Source organism: Flaviramulus sp. BrNp1-15 (assembly GCF_022259695.1).
Classification (GTDB): Bacteria; Bacteroidota; Bacteroidia; order Flavobacteriales; family Flavobacteriaceae; genus BrNp1-15.
Genome location: NZ_CP092099.1, coordinates 1,571,452 through 1,589,251 on the forward strand (window position 1 = coordinate 1,571,452; position 17,800 = coordinate 1,589,251).

The 17,800-nt window shown below is 31.3% G+C and carries 18 protein-coding genes; 8 read left to right on the forward strand and 10 right to left on the reverse strand.

What is annotated here, in order from left to right; genetic code table 11:
- Window positions 1-2 precede the first annotated feature (2 nt).
- The 3 genes from MBM09_RS06955 to MBM09_RS06965 all read left to right on the forward strand — a co-directional run bounded on the left by MBM09_RS06955 (window position 3) and on the right by MBM09_RS06965 (window position 5,381).
- Window positions 3-1,319 carry a glucuronoxylanase gene (locus MBM09_RS06955; RefSeq protein WP_238676126.1) on the forward strand — a complete coding sequence of 439 codons (1,317 nt, stop codon included), beginning with the start codon at window positions 3-5 and terminating at the stop codon, window positions 1,317-1,319.
- Window positions 1,320-1,457: 138 nt separating this feature from the next.
- Window positions 1,458-4,166, forward strand: a complete 2,709-nt coding sequence (gene galB, locus MBM09_RS06960; protein WP_238676127.1) for a beta-galactosidase GalB — start codon at window positions 1,458-1,460, stop codon at window positions 4,164-4,166.
- 90 nt (window positions 4,167-4,256) lie between these two features.
- A complete protein-coding gene (locus MBM09_RS06965; RefSeq protein ID WP_238676128.1) occupies window positions 4,257-5,381 on the forward strand; it encodes an aldose epimerase family protein in 1,125 nt (374 codons plus the stop codon).
- Window positions 5,382-5,607: 226 nt separating this feature from the next.
- Here MBM09_RS06965 and MBM09_RS06970 read toward each other — a convergent pair whose 3' ends face one another.
- The 8 genes from MBM09_RS06970 to MBM09_RS07005 all read right to left on the reverse strand — a co-directional run bounded on the left by MBM09_RS06970 (window position 5,608) and on the right by MBM09_RS07005 (window position 10,931).
- On the reverse strand, window positions 5,608-5,985 hold the full coding sequence (locus tag MBM09_RS06970; RefSeq protein WP_238676129.1) for a nuclear transport factor 2 family protein: 378 nt from the start codon (window positions 5,983-5,985) through the stop codon (window positions 5,608-5,610).
- Window positions 5,986-6,054: 69 nt separating this feature from the next.
- Complete coding sequence (gene corA / locus MBM09_RS06975; RefSeq protein ID WP_238676130.1) at window positions 6,055-7,119, reverse strand: magnesium/cobalt transporter CorA; 1,065 nt, start codon at window positions 7,117-7,119, stop codon at window positions 6,055-6,057.
- 34 nt (window positions 7,120-7,153) lie between these two features.
- Window positions 7,154-7,696, reverse strand: a complete 543-nt coding sequence (locus MBM09_RS06980; protein ID WP_238676131.1) for a mechanosensitive ion channel domain-containing protein — start codon at window positions 7,694-7,696, stop codon at window positions 7,154-7,156.
- Between the two features lie 85 nt (window positions 7,697-7,781).
- Window positions 7,782-8,375 carry a Maf-like protein gene (locus MBM09_RS06985; RefSeq protein WP_238676132.1) on the reverse strand — a complete coding sequence of 198 codons (594 nt, stop codon included), beginning with the start codon at window positions 8,373-8,375 and terminating at the stop codon, window positions 7,782-7,784.
- A complete protein-coding gene (locus MBM09_RS06990; protein WP_238676133.1) occupies window positions 8,375-9,292 on the reverse strand; it encodes a geranylgeranylglycerol-phosphate geranylgeranyltransferase in 918 nt (305 codons plus the stop codon). Before MBM09_RS06990 ends, MBM09_RS06985 begins: the two co-directional genes overlap by 1 nt.
- An 11-nt stretch (window positions 9,293-9,303) precedes the next feature.
- Window positions 9,304-9,621, reverse strand: coding sequence for a hypothetical protein (locus MBM09_RS06995; protein WP_238676134.1), 318 nt, complete (start codon window positions 9,619-9,621; stop codon window positions 9,304-9,306).
- A gap of 31 nt (window positions 9,622-9,652) precedes the next feature.
- Complete coding sequence (locus MBM09_RS07000; RefSeq protein ID WP_238676135.1) at window positions 9,653-10,183, reverse strand: HAD family hydrolase; 531 nt, start codon at window positions 10,181-10,183, stop codon at window positions 9,653-9,655.
- Window positions 10,164-10,931 (reverse strand): Rossmann-like and DUF2520 domain-containing protein, encoded by a 768-nt coding sequence (locus MBM09_RS07005; RefSeq protein ID WP_238676136.1) that lies wholly within the window; start codon window positions 10,929-10,931, stop codon window positions 10,164-10,166. The genes MBM09_RS07000 and MBM09_RS07005 overlap by 20 nt, the downstream gene beginning before the upstream one ends.
- 59 nt (window positions 10,932-10,990) lie before the next feature.
- On the opposite strand from MBM09_RS07005, the gene MBM09_RS07010 reads away from it, so the two are divergent.
- Both MBM09_RS07010 and ccsA read left to right on the forward strand, forming a co-directional pair.
- Complete coding sequence (locus MBM09_RS07010; RefSeq protein ID WP_238676137.1) at window positions 10,991-11,380, forward strand: group III truncated hemoglobin; 390 nt, start codon at window positions 10,991-10,993, stop codon at window positions 11,378-11,380.
- 76 nt (window positions 11,381-11,456) lie between these two features.
- Window positions 11,457-14,642, forward strand: a complete 3,186-nt coding sequence (gene ccsA, locus MBM09_RS07015) for a cytochrome c biogenesis protein CcsA (protein ID WP_238676138.1) — start codon at window positions 11,457-11,459, stop codon at window positions 14,640-14,642.
- A gap of 8 nt (window positions 14,643-14,650) precedes the next feature.
- Here the strand turns inward: ccsA and MBM09_RS07020 are convergent, their stop codons facing one another.
- Together MBM09_RS07020 and MBM09_RS07025 are read right to left on the reverse strand one after the other, a co-directional pair.
- Complete coding sequence (locus tag MBM09_RS07020; protein ID WP_238676139.1) at window positions 14,651-15,379, reverse strand: DUF3307 domain-containing protein; 729 nt, start codon at window positions 15,377-15,379, stop codon at window positions 14,651-14,653.
- Window positions 15,376-15,975, reverse strand: a complete 600-nt coding sequence (locus tag MBM09_RS07025) for a SatD family protein (RefSeq protein ID WP_238676140.1) — start codon at window positions 15,973-15,975, stop codon at window positions 15,376-15,378. The genes MBM09_RS07020 and MBM09_RS07025 overlap by 4 nt, the downstream gene beginning before the upstream one ends.
- A 225-nt stretch (window positions 15,976-16,200) precedes the next feature.
- On the opposite strand from MBM09_RS07025, the gene mscL reads away from it, so the two are divergent.
- The 3 genes from mscL to MBM09_RS07040 are packed head-to-tail and all read left to right on the forward strand — an operon-like array spanning window position 16,201 to window position 17,756.
- Window positions 16,201-16,647, forward strand: a complete 447-nt coding sequence (gene mscL, locus MBM09_RS07030) for a large conductance mechanosensitive channel protein MscL (RefSeq protein ID WP_238676141.1) — start codon at window positions 16,201-16,203, stop codon at window positions 16,645-16,647.
- A 10-nt stretch (window positions 16,648-16,657) separates the two neighbouring features.
- Window positions 16,658-16,813 carry a hypothetical protein gene (locus MBM09_RS07035; protein ID WP_238676142.1) on the forward strand — a complete coding sequence of 52 codons (156 nt, stop codon included), beginning with the start codon at window positions 16,658-16,660 and terminating at the stop codon, window positions 16,811-16,813.
- A gap of 49 nt (window positions 16,814-16,862) precedes the next feature.
- Window positions 16,863-17,756: a DUF2167 domain-containing protein gene (locus tag MBM09_RS07040; protein WP_238676143.1), complete on the forward strand. Its 894-nt coding sequence runs from the start codon at window positions 16,863-16,865 to the stop codon at window positions 17,754-17,756.
- Window positions 17,757-17,800: the final 44 nt, after the last annotated feature.

Genomic DNA, 17,800 nt, shown 5'->3' on the forward strand with positions numbered 1-17,800 from the left:
ATATGAAAACAAGAATTAAACAAATTTTAGCGATAATAATTGTAATCTTAAATTTCAATTGTAGTAGTAATGATGATAACAATAACGTAGGAGGACCTACACCAATACCAGATCCAACGGACCCAACAGTATTACAAAATGATGCTTCTACAATTACACCTACAGATGTTAAACAAAACATAAGTGGGTTTGGAGCAGCAACAGTTTTTAGATTGAACAATCCTCTTAATGCTTCAGATATGGATAAGTTATTTGGAACGAATAATGGTCAAATTGGTTTATCAATTTTAAGAATTAGAGTAGCTACTGATGATTTTGCTAGAGGTATTGAGCTTGAGCATGCGCAATTGGCAACAGATAGAGGTGCCAAAATTATGGCAACCCCATGGAGTCCACCAGCTGAAATGAAAACGAATAATGATTTGGTTAGCGGATCATTAAAACCAGAGTCTTATGAAGATTATGCAAATTATTTAAACGATTTTACTGCTTATATGAACTCTAATGGAGCACCTCTTGAGGCTATTGGCATTCAAAACGAAGGCGATATTCAAGTAGGTTATGAGTCTTGCGATTGGACAGCAACTCAAGTTAGAGATTTTGTTAAAGGCTACGGACAACTAATTACTAATACAAAAGTAATATCTCCAGAATCTTTTCAGTTCAGACATGAGCATACAGATTTAATGCTAAATGACCCTGAAGCAGTTGCAAATGTGGATATTGTTGGCGGACATATTTATGGTACTCAATTACAAGATTATCCTTATCCATTGGCTATTGAAAAAGGAAAAGAACTGTGGATGACCGAACATTACACCACAAGTGATAGAAGTGGAAATTTATGGCCAGATGCCTTATTGGTTGGGAAAGAAATTCACAACTGTTTGGTAATAGGTCAATACAGTGCCTATGTTTGGTGGTATGGTAAACGTTATTATGGCTTTATCGGTGATGGAGAAGAAGGGACGACAAACGGAGTTGTAACAAAAAGAGGTTATGTAATGTCTAATTTTTCAAAATTCATTCGACCTGATTATAAAAGAATAGATGCTGATGAAAGCCCTCAAACAGGTGTGTTCATAAGTGCGTACTCCGGTGAAGGAAAAACCGTTATTGTAGCAATAAACGAATCAGACCAAACCAAAGAACAACAATTCGTAATCACTGGAACAAATAGCACTTCGGTTACCCCTTATGTTACTAGTGGTACAAAAAGTTTAGAGGCTCAAGAAGCTGTAGAAATTGAACCTTCTATAGATGCGTTTTTATATCTTTTATCACCCAATAGTATTACAACTTTTGTAACTAATAATTAATTGTAAAAACTTATTTCTTTTATCACAACGGTTCAATACCATTTAGCGGAAGTTATATAAGAGCAATATGGGTTAATTGTATGAAGTTTCCATAAAATAAGTGAAACAAACTAAAAAAGGATTAAATGAGTTAAGTAAATGAATACTTTAAAAAAAACAATATCATTAAGTCTTTTAATATTTATTGTTATTTCTTGTAAAAATACAGAAGAAAACATAGGAGTTTTACGCGAAAGAATTTCAATTAATAGTAATTGGAAGTTTATGAGATATGATTCAGCCCAAAAAGCTGATGATTTATATTATGATGTTCGTCCTGAGGTAAAAACAGTAAACGACTCTAAAGCAGCTGATACACCAGCTACAGAAGCCGAAAAATTAGAAGCTTCAGAAAGAGCATTAAAACCATTTATCTTGCCAACAGGAAATGCTTTTGTTAAAAATAAATCTAAACAACATAAACGTCCAGAAGGAAATCCAGGAAAAGACTTTCCGTTTGTTCAACATAATTTTGATGATAGTTATTGGGAAACTGTAACTGTGCCTCACGATTGGGCCATAAATGGACCGTTTCAAGAAGGAGATAACGCAGCAGTTACAGGTGGTATGGGACGCTTACCAAGTAATGGTGTGGCGTGGTATCGTAAAAAGATTGAGATTTCAGAAACTGATAAAAACAAGGCAATTTACTTAGATATAGATGGGATAATGTCTTACGCTATAGTTTGGTTAAATGGTAATTTAGTTGGTGGTTGGCCATATGGTTACAATTCTTGGCGACTAGATTTAACGCCTTACATCAATTTTAATGGTGACAATCAATTAGCTATTCGAGTTGATAACCCAAATCACTCGGCACGTTGGTATCCTGGAGCGGGAATTTACCGTAATATTTGGTTAACAAAAACTAATAAGGTTCACGTTGCACATTGGGGAACTAAAGTTTCTACTCGAAATGTTTCAAAGGAATCTGCAACAATAGATTTTTTAGTAAAAATTGATAATAATTCTGATACTAATGCTGAAGTTGAAGTTATAACTAAAATTTATTTTTCTGATGAAAAAGTTGCTGAATTTAGTAATCAAAGTAATATTTCTAATGAAAATTCTAGTGAAATAAATTCATCAGTAGATATAGAGAATCCAAAACTTTGGGGTCCACCACCAACACAAACACCAAACTTATACAAAGCTGTAACTACAATAAAAATTGATGGTATTAAAGTTGATATTTACGAAACTACTTTTGGCATTCGTTCATTAGAATTTAATCCAAATCAAGGCATTTTAGTAAATGGTGAATTAATTAAACTAAAAGGTGTTAACGAACATCATGATTTGGGTGCTATTGGTGCTGCTTTTAATGTAAGAGCTGCAGAACGTAAACTAGAAATTTTAAAAGAAATGGGTTGCAATGCCATTCGTATGGCACATAACCCGCCAGCGCCAGAATTATTGGATTTATGTGATAAAATGGGATTTTTAGTGATTGACGAAGTGTTTGATTCTTGGGAACGCAAAAAAACGCCTCACGATTTTCATTTAATTTTTTCAGATTGGTACGAAGCTGATGCCAGAGCTATGGTTCGAAGAGATAAAAACCATCCTTCAGTTATCATATGGAGTTACGGTAACGAAGTTGGTGAGCAATATACCGATGAAGATGGGGCGGAAATTGGTAGAAGATTAGTAGAAATAATAAAAAATGAAGATCCAACACGTTTAACCACAAGCGCAATGAATTGGGCAAAATCAGATATGCCTTTTCCAACTGTTATGGATGTCATTAGTTTTAATTATCAAGGCGAAGGTATTCGTCAAGATCCGATTTTTGATAAAGTCACAGACAGAATTAAAACAAAACCTCAATACGAACCTTATCATAAAAAATTTCCGAATAAGGTGATTATGAGCAGTGAAACTGCTTCAGCAGCTAGCAGTCGTGGTATTTATTTGTTTCCTGTAACCGATAAAATAAGTGCACCAATGTTACATGGAAACGGTAAAGATGATAGTATTTCACAAGTTAGTGCGTATGAGTTATATGCTGTAGATTTTGGTTCTACTGCAGACAAAGTTTTTGCTTCATTAGACAAATATCCATATTCTGCAGGAGAGTTTGTTTGGACGGGTTTTGATTATCTGGGTGAACCAACACCTTATTACAATTGTCGTAGCTCTTATAATGGTATTTTAGACTTGGCGGGTTTCCCAAAAGATAGATACTATTTATATCAAGCACGTTGGAGACCAGATTTACCTATGGTTCATATTTTACCTCATTGGAATTGGGAGAATAGAGTAGGCAAAGTTACTCCGGTACATATAATGACTTCTGGAGATGAAGCAGAATTATTCCTAAACGGAAAATCATTAGGAAGAAAGAAAAAAGGCAAATTTGAATATCGTTTACGTTGGGATGATGTGATTTATGAATCTGGAGAATTAAAAGCAATTGCTTATAAAAATGGTAAATTTTGGGCAGAAAAAATTGTAAAAACGACTGGTAAACCTACAAAGTTAGAAGTGATTGTAGATAGAACTCAAATTAATGCAGATGGTAAAGATTTAGCATATATCACAGTTAAAGTTATTGATGAAGAAGGAAATTTTGTTGCCAATGCCACAAATGAAATTGAGTTCCAAGTTGAAGGAGCAGGAGTACTTTTAGCAACAGATAATGGAAATCCTTGTGATATGACAGAGTTTAATTCTAACAAACGAGAAGCATTTAGTGGTATGGCTTTGGGAATTATTCGTTCAATAAAAGATAATAAAGGAACTATTGAAGTTACTATATCATCAAATGGTTTAAATAATAGTACTATAGAAATTGAAAGTAATTAGTTCATATAAACAAGTAAAATCCTTTAAAAAAGGAAAAATTTTAAATCTGTTTTACGTTATTTTGTATTAGTTCTGCTTTTAGCAATAAACATGCAATGTAAAGAAAATAAAAAAGAAATATTAACTGAAACGCAAACAACTATTTTGGAAAAAAAACTAATTATTAATAAATCAGAGTTTGGCAAAATGCCAGATGGTACTATAGTAGAACAATATAAATTAACAAACAAAAATAGTATTGAGGTTGATATTATTACATATGGTGGACGAATAACATCCCTAAAAGTGCCTAATAAGAGAGGAGATATAGAAAACGTTGTTTTAGGCTTTGATAATTTAAACGATTATTTAAACGAAAACCCATATTTTGGAGCTTTAATTGGTCGTTATGGTAATCGAATTGCAAACGGTAAATTTACTTTAGAAGGCAATGAATATACTTTAGCAATCAATAATGGGTCAAATCATTTACATGGAGGTTTAGTTGGTTTTGATAGTGTGGTTTGGGATGCAGAACCTATAGAAGGAACTGATAATACAGCTTTAAAATTAACATATTTAAGTAAAGATAGAGAAGAAGGATATCCAGGAAATTTAAAAGTTACAGTAATTTACACCCTAAGTAATGATAACACCCTAGAAGTATCTTACAAAGCAACAACAAACAAAACAACAGTAGTTAATTTAACACAGCATGCATATTTTAATTTGACAGGAGATTTTTCAAAAGATATTTTAAATCACGATTTAGTTTTAAATGCTGATGCTTTTTTACCGGTTGATAGTGGATTGATTCCAACAGGAGAAATTAGAAATGTAAAAGGAAGTCCTTTTGATTTTACTTCAGTAAAAAAAATAGGAAAAGAAATTGAAGCTGATAATGAACAACTAAAACTTGGAGGTGGTTATGACCATTGTTGGGTTTTAAATGGTAAAAAAGGCAATATGCGTTTTGTAGCTTCAGCTTATGATGAAACAAGTGGACGATTTATGGAAGTTTTTTCTGAAGAACCAGGTATGCAATTATACACAGGAAATTTTTTAGATGGCTCTTTACCTATACCAAATGGCGGAACTTATAATAAACGAACAGGATTTTGCTTAGAAACGCAACATTACCCAGATTCACCAAATCAAAAAGAGTTTCCTACAACTACTTTAAAACCAGGAGAAATCTATTCAACAAAAACGACTTATAAGTTCTCAACTAAATAAAAAAGAATAATTTATTTAAGTTTTTATGAAAATTCAGATTATTATTTAAAAGAGCTTATTCTGAAAATTATAGTCAGGTTATAATTTGCTATTGGTTATCGGATAAGTATAAGTTACGGAGATGAGGTTAATGTTTTTCATTTGGTATGGAAGTTAGCAATTCCGAGTGGATTCGAACGAAGTCGAATCCGCCGTAATTGCGGTTATACATTGTTGTACGCTGGCTTTATTCTTTTAGTTTGTCAACTAATTTTCTGGCAACAACCGTGTCATATATTATTTTCAACTTTTTGATTTTATTTTTAGAATCAAGTTCAATAATATCCACAACATCAAATTCCACTTCCTGATTATTTTGCAAAGTCCATTTATATGTGAAATAAAGTGCAAGGTCATTTGAATTAGTCTGTTCAAATATTCCTTTTAGAAAAAGTTCAGAATTCGTAGTGTCATTACTTAATTCTCGATAAAATTCATCTGCCTTTTTAACTCCGTATATGGGGGAATCCACAATTCCATTTATATCAAATAAATCAACCACATTGTTGATGTCTCCTTTCTCAAGATATTCCAAGTATTTATTTGCTACTTCTTTTTTATTCATGATTTTTTAGCTTGCGTAAAACTAAAGAATAAGATTAGTTTTTTTAATTATCTATGTTTCTAAGAAGTATTACAGCCACTTTCTACGTTTAAAATAGACAAGCATGCCAATAAAAATAGCAATCATTACACCCCAAATAACAAAATAACCATACTTATATTGTAGTTCTGGGATATACTCGAAATTCATACCATAAATACCTGCTATAAATGTAAGCGGAATAAATATAGAAGCCATAATAGTTAATACTTTCATAACTTCATTCATTTTGTTACTAATAGTTGTCATGTACATATCCATTAAACTCCAAATCATTTCTCGGTAAATATCAATATTTTCAGTTACTTGAATTAGGTGGTCGTAAATATCTCTATAATAGGTTAATGTATTTTTATGAATTAGGGAGTCATCATTTTTTTCAATGCGATTTATAACTTCACGAAGAGGAAAAATAGAGCGACGTACTCTTAGAATTTCACGTTTTAAATCTTGAATTTTCTGGCTAACATCATTATCAACCTCGCCTGCAAAAATAGCGGTTTCGAAGTCCTCAATTTTGTCGCCTAAAATTTCAATAACACTAAAATAATGATCTACAATAGCATCAATTAAAGTATAAAGTAAATAATCGGCAGGCATAGTGCGAACACGACCTTTTGCTTGTTTAATGCGGTCTCTAACAGCATCGAATACATCGCCTTCAGCTTCTTGAAACGTCAATACATAATCTTCTCCGAGAATAAAACTTACTTGTTCTGATACTATGTTTTCATTAGCATCATAATACAGCATTTTTAAGACCACAAATAGATAATGGTCATATTCATCAATTTTTGGTCGCTGTGAGATGTTTACTATATCTTCTAGAACCAAAGGATGTAATTCATAATGCGCACCAATTTTTTCTATGGCATCTACATGATTTAAACCATTTATATTAATCCATGTTATGGTGCCTTTTTCAAACTCAAAGCATTCTTCAACATTTAATAATTCTCTTACTATGCAAGTGTCTTTATTGTAATCAAATGATTCAATAAATAATTTTTGACTAGACTTTTCTCCTGTGTAAATAACACTTCCTGGAATTTGCCCAATCTTTTTTTTAGATCTTTGAGTTCTTCTTTTAGCCATTTTAAAACATTGATATTATAAATATAATGAATATTTATACAGTATCAGCACCATCATCAAGTATGTCGACTATAGCATCTTTTTTAATTAGAGTGACCGCTTTTTGTAACATTAGGTTATTTGGATAAGTAACTAAATCGCCATCCTCTAATCGTAAATGTAGTTGAAAAGCTCTAATATCTTCAATAATTGCTGTAATTGGGAAGTCTTTATCATGTATTGCTATTTTATCTCCCACTTTATATGGAAAGTTAAAAAACATAATAATGCCAGAGGTTATATTACTTAATATGGACCAAATGGCAAATAACGCAATGCCTATAACTGCAAAAATAGATGAAAATAAAAAGGCTAGTTCTTTAAATTCGGTACCAAAAATAAAGGCTTCTATTAGTATAGCTATTAAAAGAAGTGTTACGGTTACATACCTGCGAATAAGCCTGATTCTGGCATCATTAATATCATTTTTTTTTGCAATTTTTGTTATGGTGAAATGAGAAATGAACCTTATTACAAGCAGCGAAATTATAACGATTGCGCTTATAATTAATTCATTCTGGTAGTTGCTTAAAAACATAGCTTTTGCGTTAAAATTTAATACAAAGATACATTACAAAACCAAATAGATTATTAATTTAATAAAGAGTTTCTATTGAGTTTTTTTATTTTAAATCTGAAATGTCACTTAGCGTTTTGTAAACCAAATGCACAGGCAAACCCATTACATTAAAGTAGGAGCCTTCTATTTTAGTTACTCCAATTTGCCCAATCCATTCTTGAATACCATAAGCGCCTGCTTTATCAAAAGGTTTGCAGGAATCTATATAGTATGATATTTCCTCATCAGATAAAGCTTTAAAGGTCACTTTTGTAATATCATGTAGTGTTTTTTCAAAACTAGGTGTTGTAAAACAAACCGATGTTATGACTTCATGAGTTTTATTGCTCAACGATTTTAAAATACTAAACGCTTCATTTTTATCTTGTGGTTTTCCTAAGGCTTTATTTTCATGCCATACAATGGTGTCGCTTGTTATTAAAACATCATTAGGTTTTAATTCATTTTTAAAAGGTAATGCTTTTAGTTGCGCTAAGTAATTACTTATTTCAAAATGAGTTAATCGAGGCGGGTATTCTTCTTTTACGGGTTTTAACCTAATTTCAAAATCTAAACCTAAATTTTTAAAAAAATCTTGTCTCCTTGGAGATCCTGAAGCTAAAATAAGATGATGATTTTTAAGTTTTTCGTTAAGCATTATTTAAGTATAACAAACTTGTATAAAAGTAAGGAAAGCATACCGAATAGCATGATTATTTTGTACATATTACTTAAATGGTGAAAGTCTTTTTTATTAGTCGCACTAAATGTTTTTATACACGTGTAGAGTAGAGGTCCAATAATAAACAATAAAAAGTAACCAACCGCGACAGGTTGTTTGTAAAGGTTTGATATGGTATAAAGAACGATTGCAATTAATGGAAAGAAATTTAGAATTGATATAACATTTTTAGCACGCTCTCTTCCTATAGCTATTGGTAATGTATTCATTTCCGCTTTATAATCACCATCAATATCTTCAATATCTTTTACTATTTCTCGAAGCAAATTAATGCTAAAAGCAAATAGCGCATAATCTAAAATAACTTTGAAGAATACAAATTGTGTTTGCTGATTTGAAGCTGAAGTAGCAGGAAGTATTTCAAAAATACCAACAATTATAATACTTAAGGCAACTAAAGCAGATATTATGATATTACCAATAAGTAGAGTGCGTTTTAAATAGGTTGCATAAACATATAGCAATACAGAAATGATGACAAAAATCGAGAAAAAACCAGATCTACCAATGGCTTGAGATAAGTAAAAACCAATACCAACACCAGCGACATTAAGAATTATAAAAAGGTTGTATGCAACTTTTTCAGAAATGGATTCTCCAACTATAATTTTATCAGGTTTATTAATGAAATCAGTTTCAATATCATTAATGTCGTTAATAATATTTCCTGCAGCAGCAATGCAAATGGTAGCTAATATTAGAAGTGTAATTTCTAAACTATTTAAACTGGTTTGAACACCAAAAGGCTCTAAAAGAGCATATTTAATAAGTAATTGCACCAATACAAGCATGAGCAAATTTTTCCAACGAATGAGGTTTAAAAAATCAAACATTTTGTAAAAAATTAAACATGAGTCATAAAGCTGTCTATTAGTAATTTAAAAAGGAAAGTTACAGGAATTAGCATAAGAACAAAGATGAAAATTGTTTTTTTTGCTCTACGTTTTTCATCTTTTCTAATCTTATTTTTAATGATTTCTTTTTCTGCCTTGGAAAGTTTTTTATGCAAAAAATCCAATTGATAATGAAAATGCGTTTCACTATTCAATTTCTCTTTTAATTCAGAAAATGCTTTTTTAGAGTTTTGATTAAAAACACTTTGATTGTTACCAAAACCAATATAACCAAAACCTACGCTATGCCTCCTTTTGTTTCTTGCCAATTTTAGTGTTTAATATTTTATGGTTTTGAAATTAATCATATTTAGCATTATAATTTCCATTCCATTTTCCTTGAACTTTTAATACTTGCTCAATCACATCTCTAGCAGCACCTTTTCCGCCTTTTTTATGAGAAATGTATTTAGAAATGCTTTTTATTTCTGGAACCGCATCTTGTGGGCAACATGGTAAACCAATGGCTTTCATTACCGGGTAATCTGGAATATCATCACCCATAAATAAAACATTTTCAGACTTTATATTCTTTTTGTTAAAATAATCGTTTAGCTGTTCAATTTTATTACTAGCTCCAAGGTAAACATCTGTAACACCTAATCCATTTAAACGTATGCGTACACCTTCGTTAGATCCACCAGAGATAACACAAACGTTAAAACCTTTATCTACTGCGGTTTTTAGCGCATAACCATCTTTTATACTCATAGATCTCAACATATCTCCAGTTGCGGTAACTAGTACAGAACCATTGGTTAAAACGCCATCAACATCAAAAATAAATGTGGTTATGTGTTCTAAATATTCTTTATAGCTTTTTTCTTCCATGGGTGTGTTGTATCGAGGTTGTTAAGAGGTTATAAATGTCTTTATGATGTTTGTTTTCCAAAAGTTTTAAATGTGCCTTAATGGTTTTTTTATCATTTCGTTTTGCAGGACCTGTTTGTGCCATGTAAGGCGACATGCCCTGAACTTTTTTTGCTGTTTCTAAAATAAGAGGTTTCAGTAAATCGAATTCAGCTCCTTTACTTTCGGTAATTTCATGACCAATTCTATATAACTGATTTGTGAAATTGTTTACAAAAACAGCAGCTAAATGTAAAACGCGGCGTTGTTCGCTATTTATTTTTTTTGTTGGGCTTCCTAAGTTTACAGCCAACTCTTTTAAAATTGGGTAACTTTTTTTGTCTACGGTTTCAATACAGATAGGTACATTAGCAAAATCCATTTCAGCATGTTTACTAAATGTTTGAAGTGGGTACAAAACACCACGTTTGTGTTTTTTATCTAAATCATAAACACTAACACTTCCGGAAGTGTGCACAACTAGTTTGTTTTCAAAAGGAATTTTTTCAGAAAGTGTTCCAATTACATCATCGCTAACCGCTAAAATATAAACATCGGCATCCTTTAGATTGTTTATATTATCTGTGATATCAACACTGTTTTTGTATTGGTTTAGAGTGTCTAAACTTCTATTATACCATTGTTTAACAGATACATTTTCTGTTTTGCTAAACCCTTTATAAAAATGAGTGGCTACATTACCAGCGCCAAGAATAACTACCGAAATCATGTTGCTAAAATAGTTAATAATACCCGATTTAAAAATCGATTAAGCTATCTTTGTTTTGTATGAGTAAAAAAGATATAAGAACTAGAGAAGATGTATTTTTACTAGTGTCATCGTTTTATAAAAAGGTAAGACAAGATAAAGTTTTAGGCCCTTTTTTTAATGAAACCATTAAAGATTGGGACACTCATTTAGAAAGACTTACAACTTTTTGGGAAGCGAGTTTATTCTTAAAAACTAAATACACAGGAAATCCTTTAGAGGCGCATGTAAATGTAGATAAAGAGTACAATAATAGTATTACAGAGTTACATTTTGGCTTGTGGTTAAACCTTTGGTTTCAAACTATTGATGAACTTTTTGAAGGCGATTATGCCGAAAATGCAAAACGGCGCGCCAGAAAAATGGGAACCTTTCTTTATTTAAAAATTTTTGAAGCCAGAAACACATAGTCTTTTTTAAATACTTTTAACACTTCAAAATAAACTTAAATACTTAAATTTGCAGAACCTTAAAAGGGCTATGATTATGCAAGAAAAATTAGGGAAAATTCTTTTCTCAACCCGACTTACTGCTGTTTTATTTATAGTATTCGCTGCTGCAATGGCTATAGGCACTTTTTTAGATGCAGGACAAGACACATCTCCAACACCTTACACAAGAAATCTTATTTATAATGCATGGTGGTTTGAAGCCATCATGGTGTTTTTTGTTATTAATTTTACAGGAAATATTTTCAGATTTAGACTGTATAAAAAAGAAAAGTGGGCGACACTCATTCTACATTTAGCTTTCATTTTTATTTTGTTGGGTGCATTTATTACGCGTTATGCAAGCTTTGAAGGTATGATGTCTATTCGTGAAGGAGCAACTGAAAACACATTTCTTTCACAAAAAACATATATTACAACTTATATTGATGGTGATTATGAGGTAGATGGCGTTGCGCAACGTCGTATTTTAGAAACCGAAGTTGATTTTTCCGGACGTTTAGATAACGATCTTAAAATTAAAACAGAATATAATCAGCAACCAGTAACTATAGAGTTAGAGAAGTTTATTGTTGGAGCTGAAGAAGATATTATTCCAGATGAAAATGGAGAGGAATACCTTAAAATAGTTGAAGCTGGTAACGGTGCGCCGCATAATCATTTCTTAAAAGTTGGTCAAGAATCACTCATTCATAATATTCTTTTTTCACTTAATAAACCTATTGATGGTGCTATTAATATTACCTATCAAGGCGATTCTCTTAGCATAAATTCTCCTTTTGAAGGTGAGTATATGACTATGGCAACTATGGCACAAGGCAAATTGGTTAAAGATAGTTTACAACCACTTTATTTAAGGTCTAGATATGTAATTGGTAATATGCAATTGGTGTTTCCTAAACCTGTGGTTAAAGGTGTTTTTGATGTGGTAAAAAAATCACAATTACTTAAAAACGATGAAAATGGTGTAGTGTTAAAAGTGACTACAAATGGAGAAACTCAAAAAGTTGGTTTGCTAGGAGGAAAGGGAAGTAATAGTAGTTTTAAACAAACACAAATAGGAGGCTTAGATTTTGCTTTTAAATATGGCTCTAAAGTTTTAGAGTTACCATTTTCTTTAAAGTTAAACGATTTTGAAGCAGAACGTTATCCAGGTACAGAACGTGGGTATTCTGCTTATTCAAGTGAAGTAACGGTTGTTGATAACAGAGCTGAAAATTATGATTATAAGATTTTTATGAATAATATCTTAGATCATGATGGCTATCGTTTTTTTCAATCGAGTTTCGATCCAGATGAAAAAGGAACTATTCTATCTGTAAACCATGATTATTGGGGTACGTTAATCACATATATTGGTTATATGCTGCTCTATTTTGGGTTGATGGCTATTTTATTTAGTAAGCATTCGCGTTTTGGAGATTTAAAAAAACAACTCGAAAAAGTAAAGTTTAAAAAAGCTAAAACGCTTACAGTTTTATTATTGTGTTTGGGACTACATGGCTTTTCTCAAGAACATTCAGCTAATGATGGTCACGATCATTCACAACCAACAAAAGCACAAATAGATTCTATTCTAACGGCGAATATAACTCCTAAAGCACATGCCGATGAATTTGGGCATTTGGTTATTCAGGATTTAAGCGGAAGAATGATGCCTGTAAATACATTCGCATCAGAAATGCTGCGTAAATTAAGTAAGTATGATACTTATGAAGAATTTGATGCTAACCAAGTGTTTTTGTCTATTCAAGAAAGCCCAATGCTTTGGTACAATGTACCAGTCATTTACTTAAAACCTAAAAAGGGAGATTCTATTAGAAAGCTTATTGGAGTAGAAAAAACAGAAAAATATGCAGCCTTAGCTGACTTCTTTTCTGATAGAGGCGCATATAAATTGGCTCCGTATTTAGATGAAGCCTATAAAGCTCAAGTACCAAATGGGTTTCAAAAAGAGTTTAAAGAAACAGACCAACGTGTAAATTTATTGTACAATACAATTGAAGGGATGTCTTTAAAAATATTCCCAATTCCTGAAGACGACAATAATACATGGATGTCTACTTACGATTATAAAAGGGATTCTTCCAAAATACAAGATTCACTTTACGGAAACTTTATAAAAAATGGTTTTGGTGTGTATTTATACACCCTAAATCAAGCAAAACAAACTGGTGATTTTTCAGAAGCTTCAAAATTATTGCAAGCATTTAAGAAAACTCAAAACAAGTACGGTAGTGCCGTTATGTTAAGTGATGATAAAGTAAAAACCGAAGTACTTTATAACAAATACGACATCTTTAAAAAACTGTTTAGTTGGTATATGTATGTCGGTACTTTGCTTTTTATACTATTGATTGTTCAAATATTTAATGATAAAAGAAAAGCAATTAATGTTTCGGTTAACATTTTTAAATGGGCTATTGTGGCATTGTTCATTTTACATACTGCAGGGTTAATTGTACGTTGGTATATTTCTGGACATGCACCATGGAGTGATGCTTACGAATCTATGATTTATGTAGCATGGGCAACTATGTTTTTTGGATTAGCCTTTGGACGTAAAAGTGATTTAACCATAGCATCAACTGCCTTTGTAACCTCCATGATTTTAATGATAGCGCATTGGAATTGGATGGATCCTGCCATAGCAAATCTTCAACCTGTGTTAAATAGTTATTGGCTCATGATTCATGTTGCGGTAATTGTGGCGAGTTATGGTCCGTTTACTTTGGGGATGATTTTAGGGGTGGTGTCTTTAATTTTAATGATTTTCACTACTAAAAAGAATAAGTTAAAAATGGATTTGAATATAAAAGAATTGACCATTATTAACGAAATGTCTTTAACTGTAGGTTTGGTTATGCTTACTATAGGTAACTTTTTAGGAGGTATGTGGGCAAACGAAAGTTGGGGGCGTTATTGGGGCTGGGATCCTAAAGAAACTTGGGCGCTTATAAGCATTATGATTTATGCTTTTGTAATACACATGCGATTGGTTCCAGGACTTCGTGGGCGTTGGTTTTTCAACCTCATGTCAATTGTTGCGTTTGCAAGTATTATGATGACTTATTTTGGGGTAAATTTCTACTTAGCAGGATTACATAGTTATGCCAGTGGAGACCAAATTGTAAGTGTTAAGTTTATAGGTATTGCTTGTGCTATTGTTGCAATTTTAGCCTTTTTCGCTTACCGCGGGTATGCTAAGTTTTATAGAAAGTAATTTCTAGTTTAATTTACAGTTTCAATTAAACTTAAAACATACTCATAGCTTATACCAAAAAGTATTGCTAAACCAAAGCTTAGTAAAGTTCCTATTAAAATATATTCGGTAAGTTTTCGGTCTTTAGCTTTTGATAAGTCACCAAATCGAAACACCGATTTTGCAGCAATTAAAAAGCCAATGCCTTCCCAGTGTTGTGTAACAATAAATGCGAAAACAAACAAGCGTTCTAACATCCCAATATAAGAGCCTGCATTTTCTAGAGATTCTTCATCTGTGTCTTCCTTTAAATACCATTTAGAGATGATGGTTTTCATGAGAATTGAAGACACTACAGTAACACCCAACAAACTTGTAATTAACAATAAAAATTTAGGAGCATAAAGCATATTACTATTAAACTCATAAGGTTCATACATACTTACTACAATTGCAATAAATAATAAATGCGCAAATTGGTCTAAACCAAAGAGAAGCCTGTTGTTAAGTTTAGGTTTTAAATGCAGTTTAATAACATCAATTACATAATGCGAAACAATTATAATTAGTATTCCTAACCAAAAACTAAAATCAGCTTTTAGAACTAAAATTAAAGCGCCAAAGTGCACTAAAATATGCCAATATAAAAACTTTGATTTATGTTTATGCGTTTCTTTATGATTAACCCATTTTTGTGGTTGGAGTAAAAAATCGCCAATAAAATGAGCTAATATCAATTTTATGGTTAAAGCTATCATAGGGTTTGTATTTGGGATTCGTAATAGTCTATTAATTTTGATATTTCATCAAACCCAGCACGTTTTAAGCCTTGACTGATATTGCCTTGGGTTGTTTTTAAAGTGTTAGCCAGTTGTTTTTGATTTAATTCTGGGTTTTCTAAAGTTGTTTTAATAAGATTTGCTAAGGTAACAGACCAATTGTTTACAGTTAAGAGTGCCAGTTCTAGCATAATATTTAAAGTCACATCAAATGTTTCAAAAGGTGATTTTATTGCAAGTGTTGTTTTTTTTAGGGCTTCAAAACATTCACCAGAATTTACAAAAGCAGATCCGTTAGATTCTGTGATTTTTTCTGATTTATACGTTTTCTCACCCAAACCTATAGCAAGTCTTACATCAATATTATCAAATTGTTTTATAGAAGCTTTAATTAGAAAACAAGCTTTTAAAGCATCTTTTGGATTAATTTCTAACTGAAAACTATCACCTCTATATATCTCCCAATTTGAAGGTGTCTCACCATAAATTTTTAATACAGATTTCAATGTATCTAGCCACTTTTTTGGAGAGCTTTTTTGAGAATTAATAATATCGCCTGTAATCACGCTAGTCATAATGATAGTAATATTTATTTTTTAAAATTATGAAATTTTAATCAAAACAACAAGAATATTAGTTAAATAGCTAATAATTTAAAATATTAGTTAAATAGCTAATAATTTAAAATATTACCTAATTGAGTAATAATTAAAAAATCACCTATTTAGATGATAATATATTTTTTATGATATAAATGCAATCTAATTATATTTACAGGAGAAATTAAAATAAAGGTTAAAATGGATTTGTTTAAAGAGTTTAAGGAGTTTGCTGTAAAGGGTAATATGATGGATATGGCTATAGGTATAATTATTGGTGCTGCCTTTAATAAAGTTATAGATGTATTGGTTAAAAAAGTATTTCTTCCACCGTTATCATTGCTTACAGATGGTGTTAATTTTGAAAACAAAAGAATTATTTTAAAAGATGCTGTAAATCATGCAGACGGAACAGTACAACTAGAAGAAGTTGCTATAGGTTATGGTGCTTTAGGAGAAGCCTTATTAGATTTTTTAATTATAGGATTTACCGTTTTTATTGTGGTGAAGTTTATGAACAGATTACGTAATAGAGCTCAAAACACTGAAGATAAAACAGTAGCAACTCCAAAAGATATTGAACTGTTATCAAAACTTACAGAGTTAATGGAAGAGCAAAATGATTTATTAAAAAAAGCAAAAGGATAGGATAGGTATTATGGCAAAAAAGGGACAAGCTAAAAACACAAAAAATAAAGCGAAGCATTCAAAATTAATGGCTCAAAAGAAAAATAAAAAGAAAGCAGAAGAACTATTAAGAAAAGAAAGATTGAAAAATATTATAAAAACAATGCAGGAAAAATCAGATAATTAAATAAATAAACTAAATTTAAAGCTCAAACCATAACTAACAAACCAACATCATGAAAAACATTACTACTGTAATTTTGTTTCTTTTTGTAATTCAAATTTATGCACAACAAGAAACAGACTCCTTATCCATTGATTTAGAACAATATCAGAAAGCATTAGATAGTATAAATAATTCATTTACTTATCAACGAGGTGAAATAACACTTGGTGATGGTTTAGCAATAATTAACGTACCAGAAGGTTTTAAATTTTTAGATAGTGAACAAAGTAAACGTGTATTAACAGATTTATGGGGAAACCCACCAAGCGAGCCAATAGGATTGTTATTTCCTGAAGATATGACACCAATGCATGATAATTTCACCTATGCTGTAGAAATTGAATATGCAGAAGAAGGTTATATAGAAGATGAAGACGCAGAAGATTTAGATTATGATGATTTGCTTGAAGAAATGCAAGAAGATGCAAAAGCTGGAAATCCTGAACGTACAGAACTAGGGTATCCAACTATTGAATTAGTAGGTTGGGCATCACAACCATATTATGATCAAGAAAATAAAAAATTGCATTGGGCAAAGGAGTTAAAATTTGAAGATTATGACGTAAACACATTAAATTACAATATTAGAGTATTGGGTAGAAAAGGATATCTCAATCTCAATGCTATTGGTGACATAACCATGTTAGATGCTTTTAATAAAGACCGCGATAATATTTTACAAAGCGTTGAGTTTACACCAGGTAATAGATATTCAGATTTTAATCCAGATATAGATAAAGTAGCGGCTTATGGAATTGGTGGCCTAATAGCAGGAAAAATATTGGCTAAAGCAGGTTTCTTCGCATTAGTGTTAAAATTCTGGAAGTTTATAGCTATTGGGGCAGTAGCTTTATTTGGAGGTTTTCGTAAAAAGCTTTTTGGCGGCAAAAAAGAAGAAGCCTAAATTAAAATAAATAAGATATTAATACTAAAAGAAGGCGTTAGCCT

Excerpts from the sequence above, each read along its gene's own strand:
- mscL (WP_238676141.1), top strand. The coding sequence starts at position 16,201 with ATGGATTTGTTTAAAGAGTTTAAGGAGTTTGCTGTAAAGGGTAATATG.
- MBM09_RS07005 (WP_238676136.1), bottom strand. The coding sequence starts at position 10,931 with ATGATTTCGGTAGTTATTCTTGGCGCTGGTAATGTAGCCACTCATTTT.
- MBM09_RS07000 (WP_238676135.1), bottom strand. The coding sequence starts at position 10,183 with ATGGAAGAAAAAAGCTATAAAGAATATTTAGAACACATAACCACATTT.
- ccsA (WP_238676138.1), top strand. The coding sequence starts at position 11,457 with ATGCAAGAAAAATTAGGGAAAATTCTTTTCTCAACCCGACTTACTGCT.
- MBM09_RS06970 (WP_238676129.1), bottom strand. The coding sequence starts at position 5,985 with ATGAATAAAAAAGAAGTAGCAAATAAATACTTGGAATATCTTGAGAAA.
- MBM09_RS06990 (WP_238676133.1), bottom strand. The coding sequence starts at position 9,292 with ATGTTTGATTTTTTAAACCTCATTCGTTGGAAAAATTTGCTCATGCTT.
- corA (WP_238676130.1), bottom strand. The coding sequence starts at position 7,119 with ATGGCTAAAAGAAGAACTCAAAGATCTAAAAAAAAGATTGGGCAAATT.
- MBM09_RS06985 (WP_238676132.1), bottom strand. The coding sequence starts at position 8,375 with ATGCTTAACGAAAAACTTAAAAATCATCATCTTATTTTAGCTTCAGGA.
- galB (WP_238676127.1), top strand. The coding sequence starts at position 1,458 with ATGAATACTTTAAAAAAAACAATATCATTAAGTCTTTTAATATTTATT.
- MBM09_RS06965 (WP_238676128.1), top strand. The coding sequence starts at position 4,257 with ATGCAATGTAAAGAAAATAAAAAAGAAATATTAACTGAAACGCAAACA.
- MBM09_RS07020 (WP_238676139.1), bottom strand. The coding sequence starts at position 15,379 with ATGATAGCTTTAACCATAAAATTGATATTAGCTCATTTTATTGGCGAT.
- MBM09_RS07040 (WP_238676143.1), top strand. The coding sequence starts at position 16,863 with ATGAAAAACATTACTACTGTAATTTTGTTTCTTTTTGTAATTCAAATT.
- MBM09_RS07010 (WP_238676137.1), top strand. The coding sequence starts at position 10,991 with ATGAGTAAAAAAGATATAAGAACTAGAGAAGATGTATTTTTACTAGTG.
- MBM09_RS07025 (WP_238676140.1), bottom strand. The coding sequence starts at position 15,975 with ATGACTAGCGTGATTACAGGCGATATTATTAATTCTCAAAAAAGCTCT.
- MBM09_RS06955 (WP_238676126.1), top strand. The coding sequence starts at position 3 with ATGAAAACAAGAATTAAACAAATTTTAGCGATAATAATTGTAATCTTA.
- MBM09_RS06980 (WP_238676131.1), bottom strand. The coding sequence starts at position 7,696 with ATGTTTTTAAGCAACTACCAGAATGAATTAATTATAAGCGCAATCGTT.
- MBM09_RS07035 (WP_238676142.1), top strand. The coding sequence starts at position 16,658 with ATGGCAAAAAAGGGACAAGCTAAAAACACAAAAAATAAAGCGAAGCAT.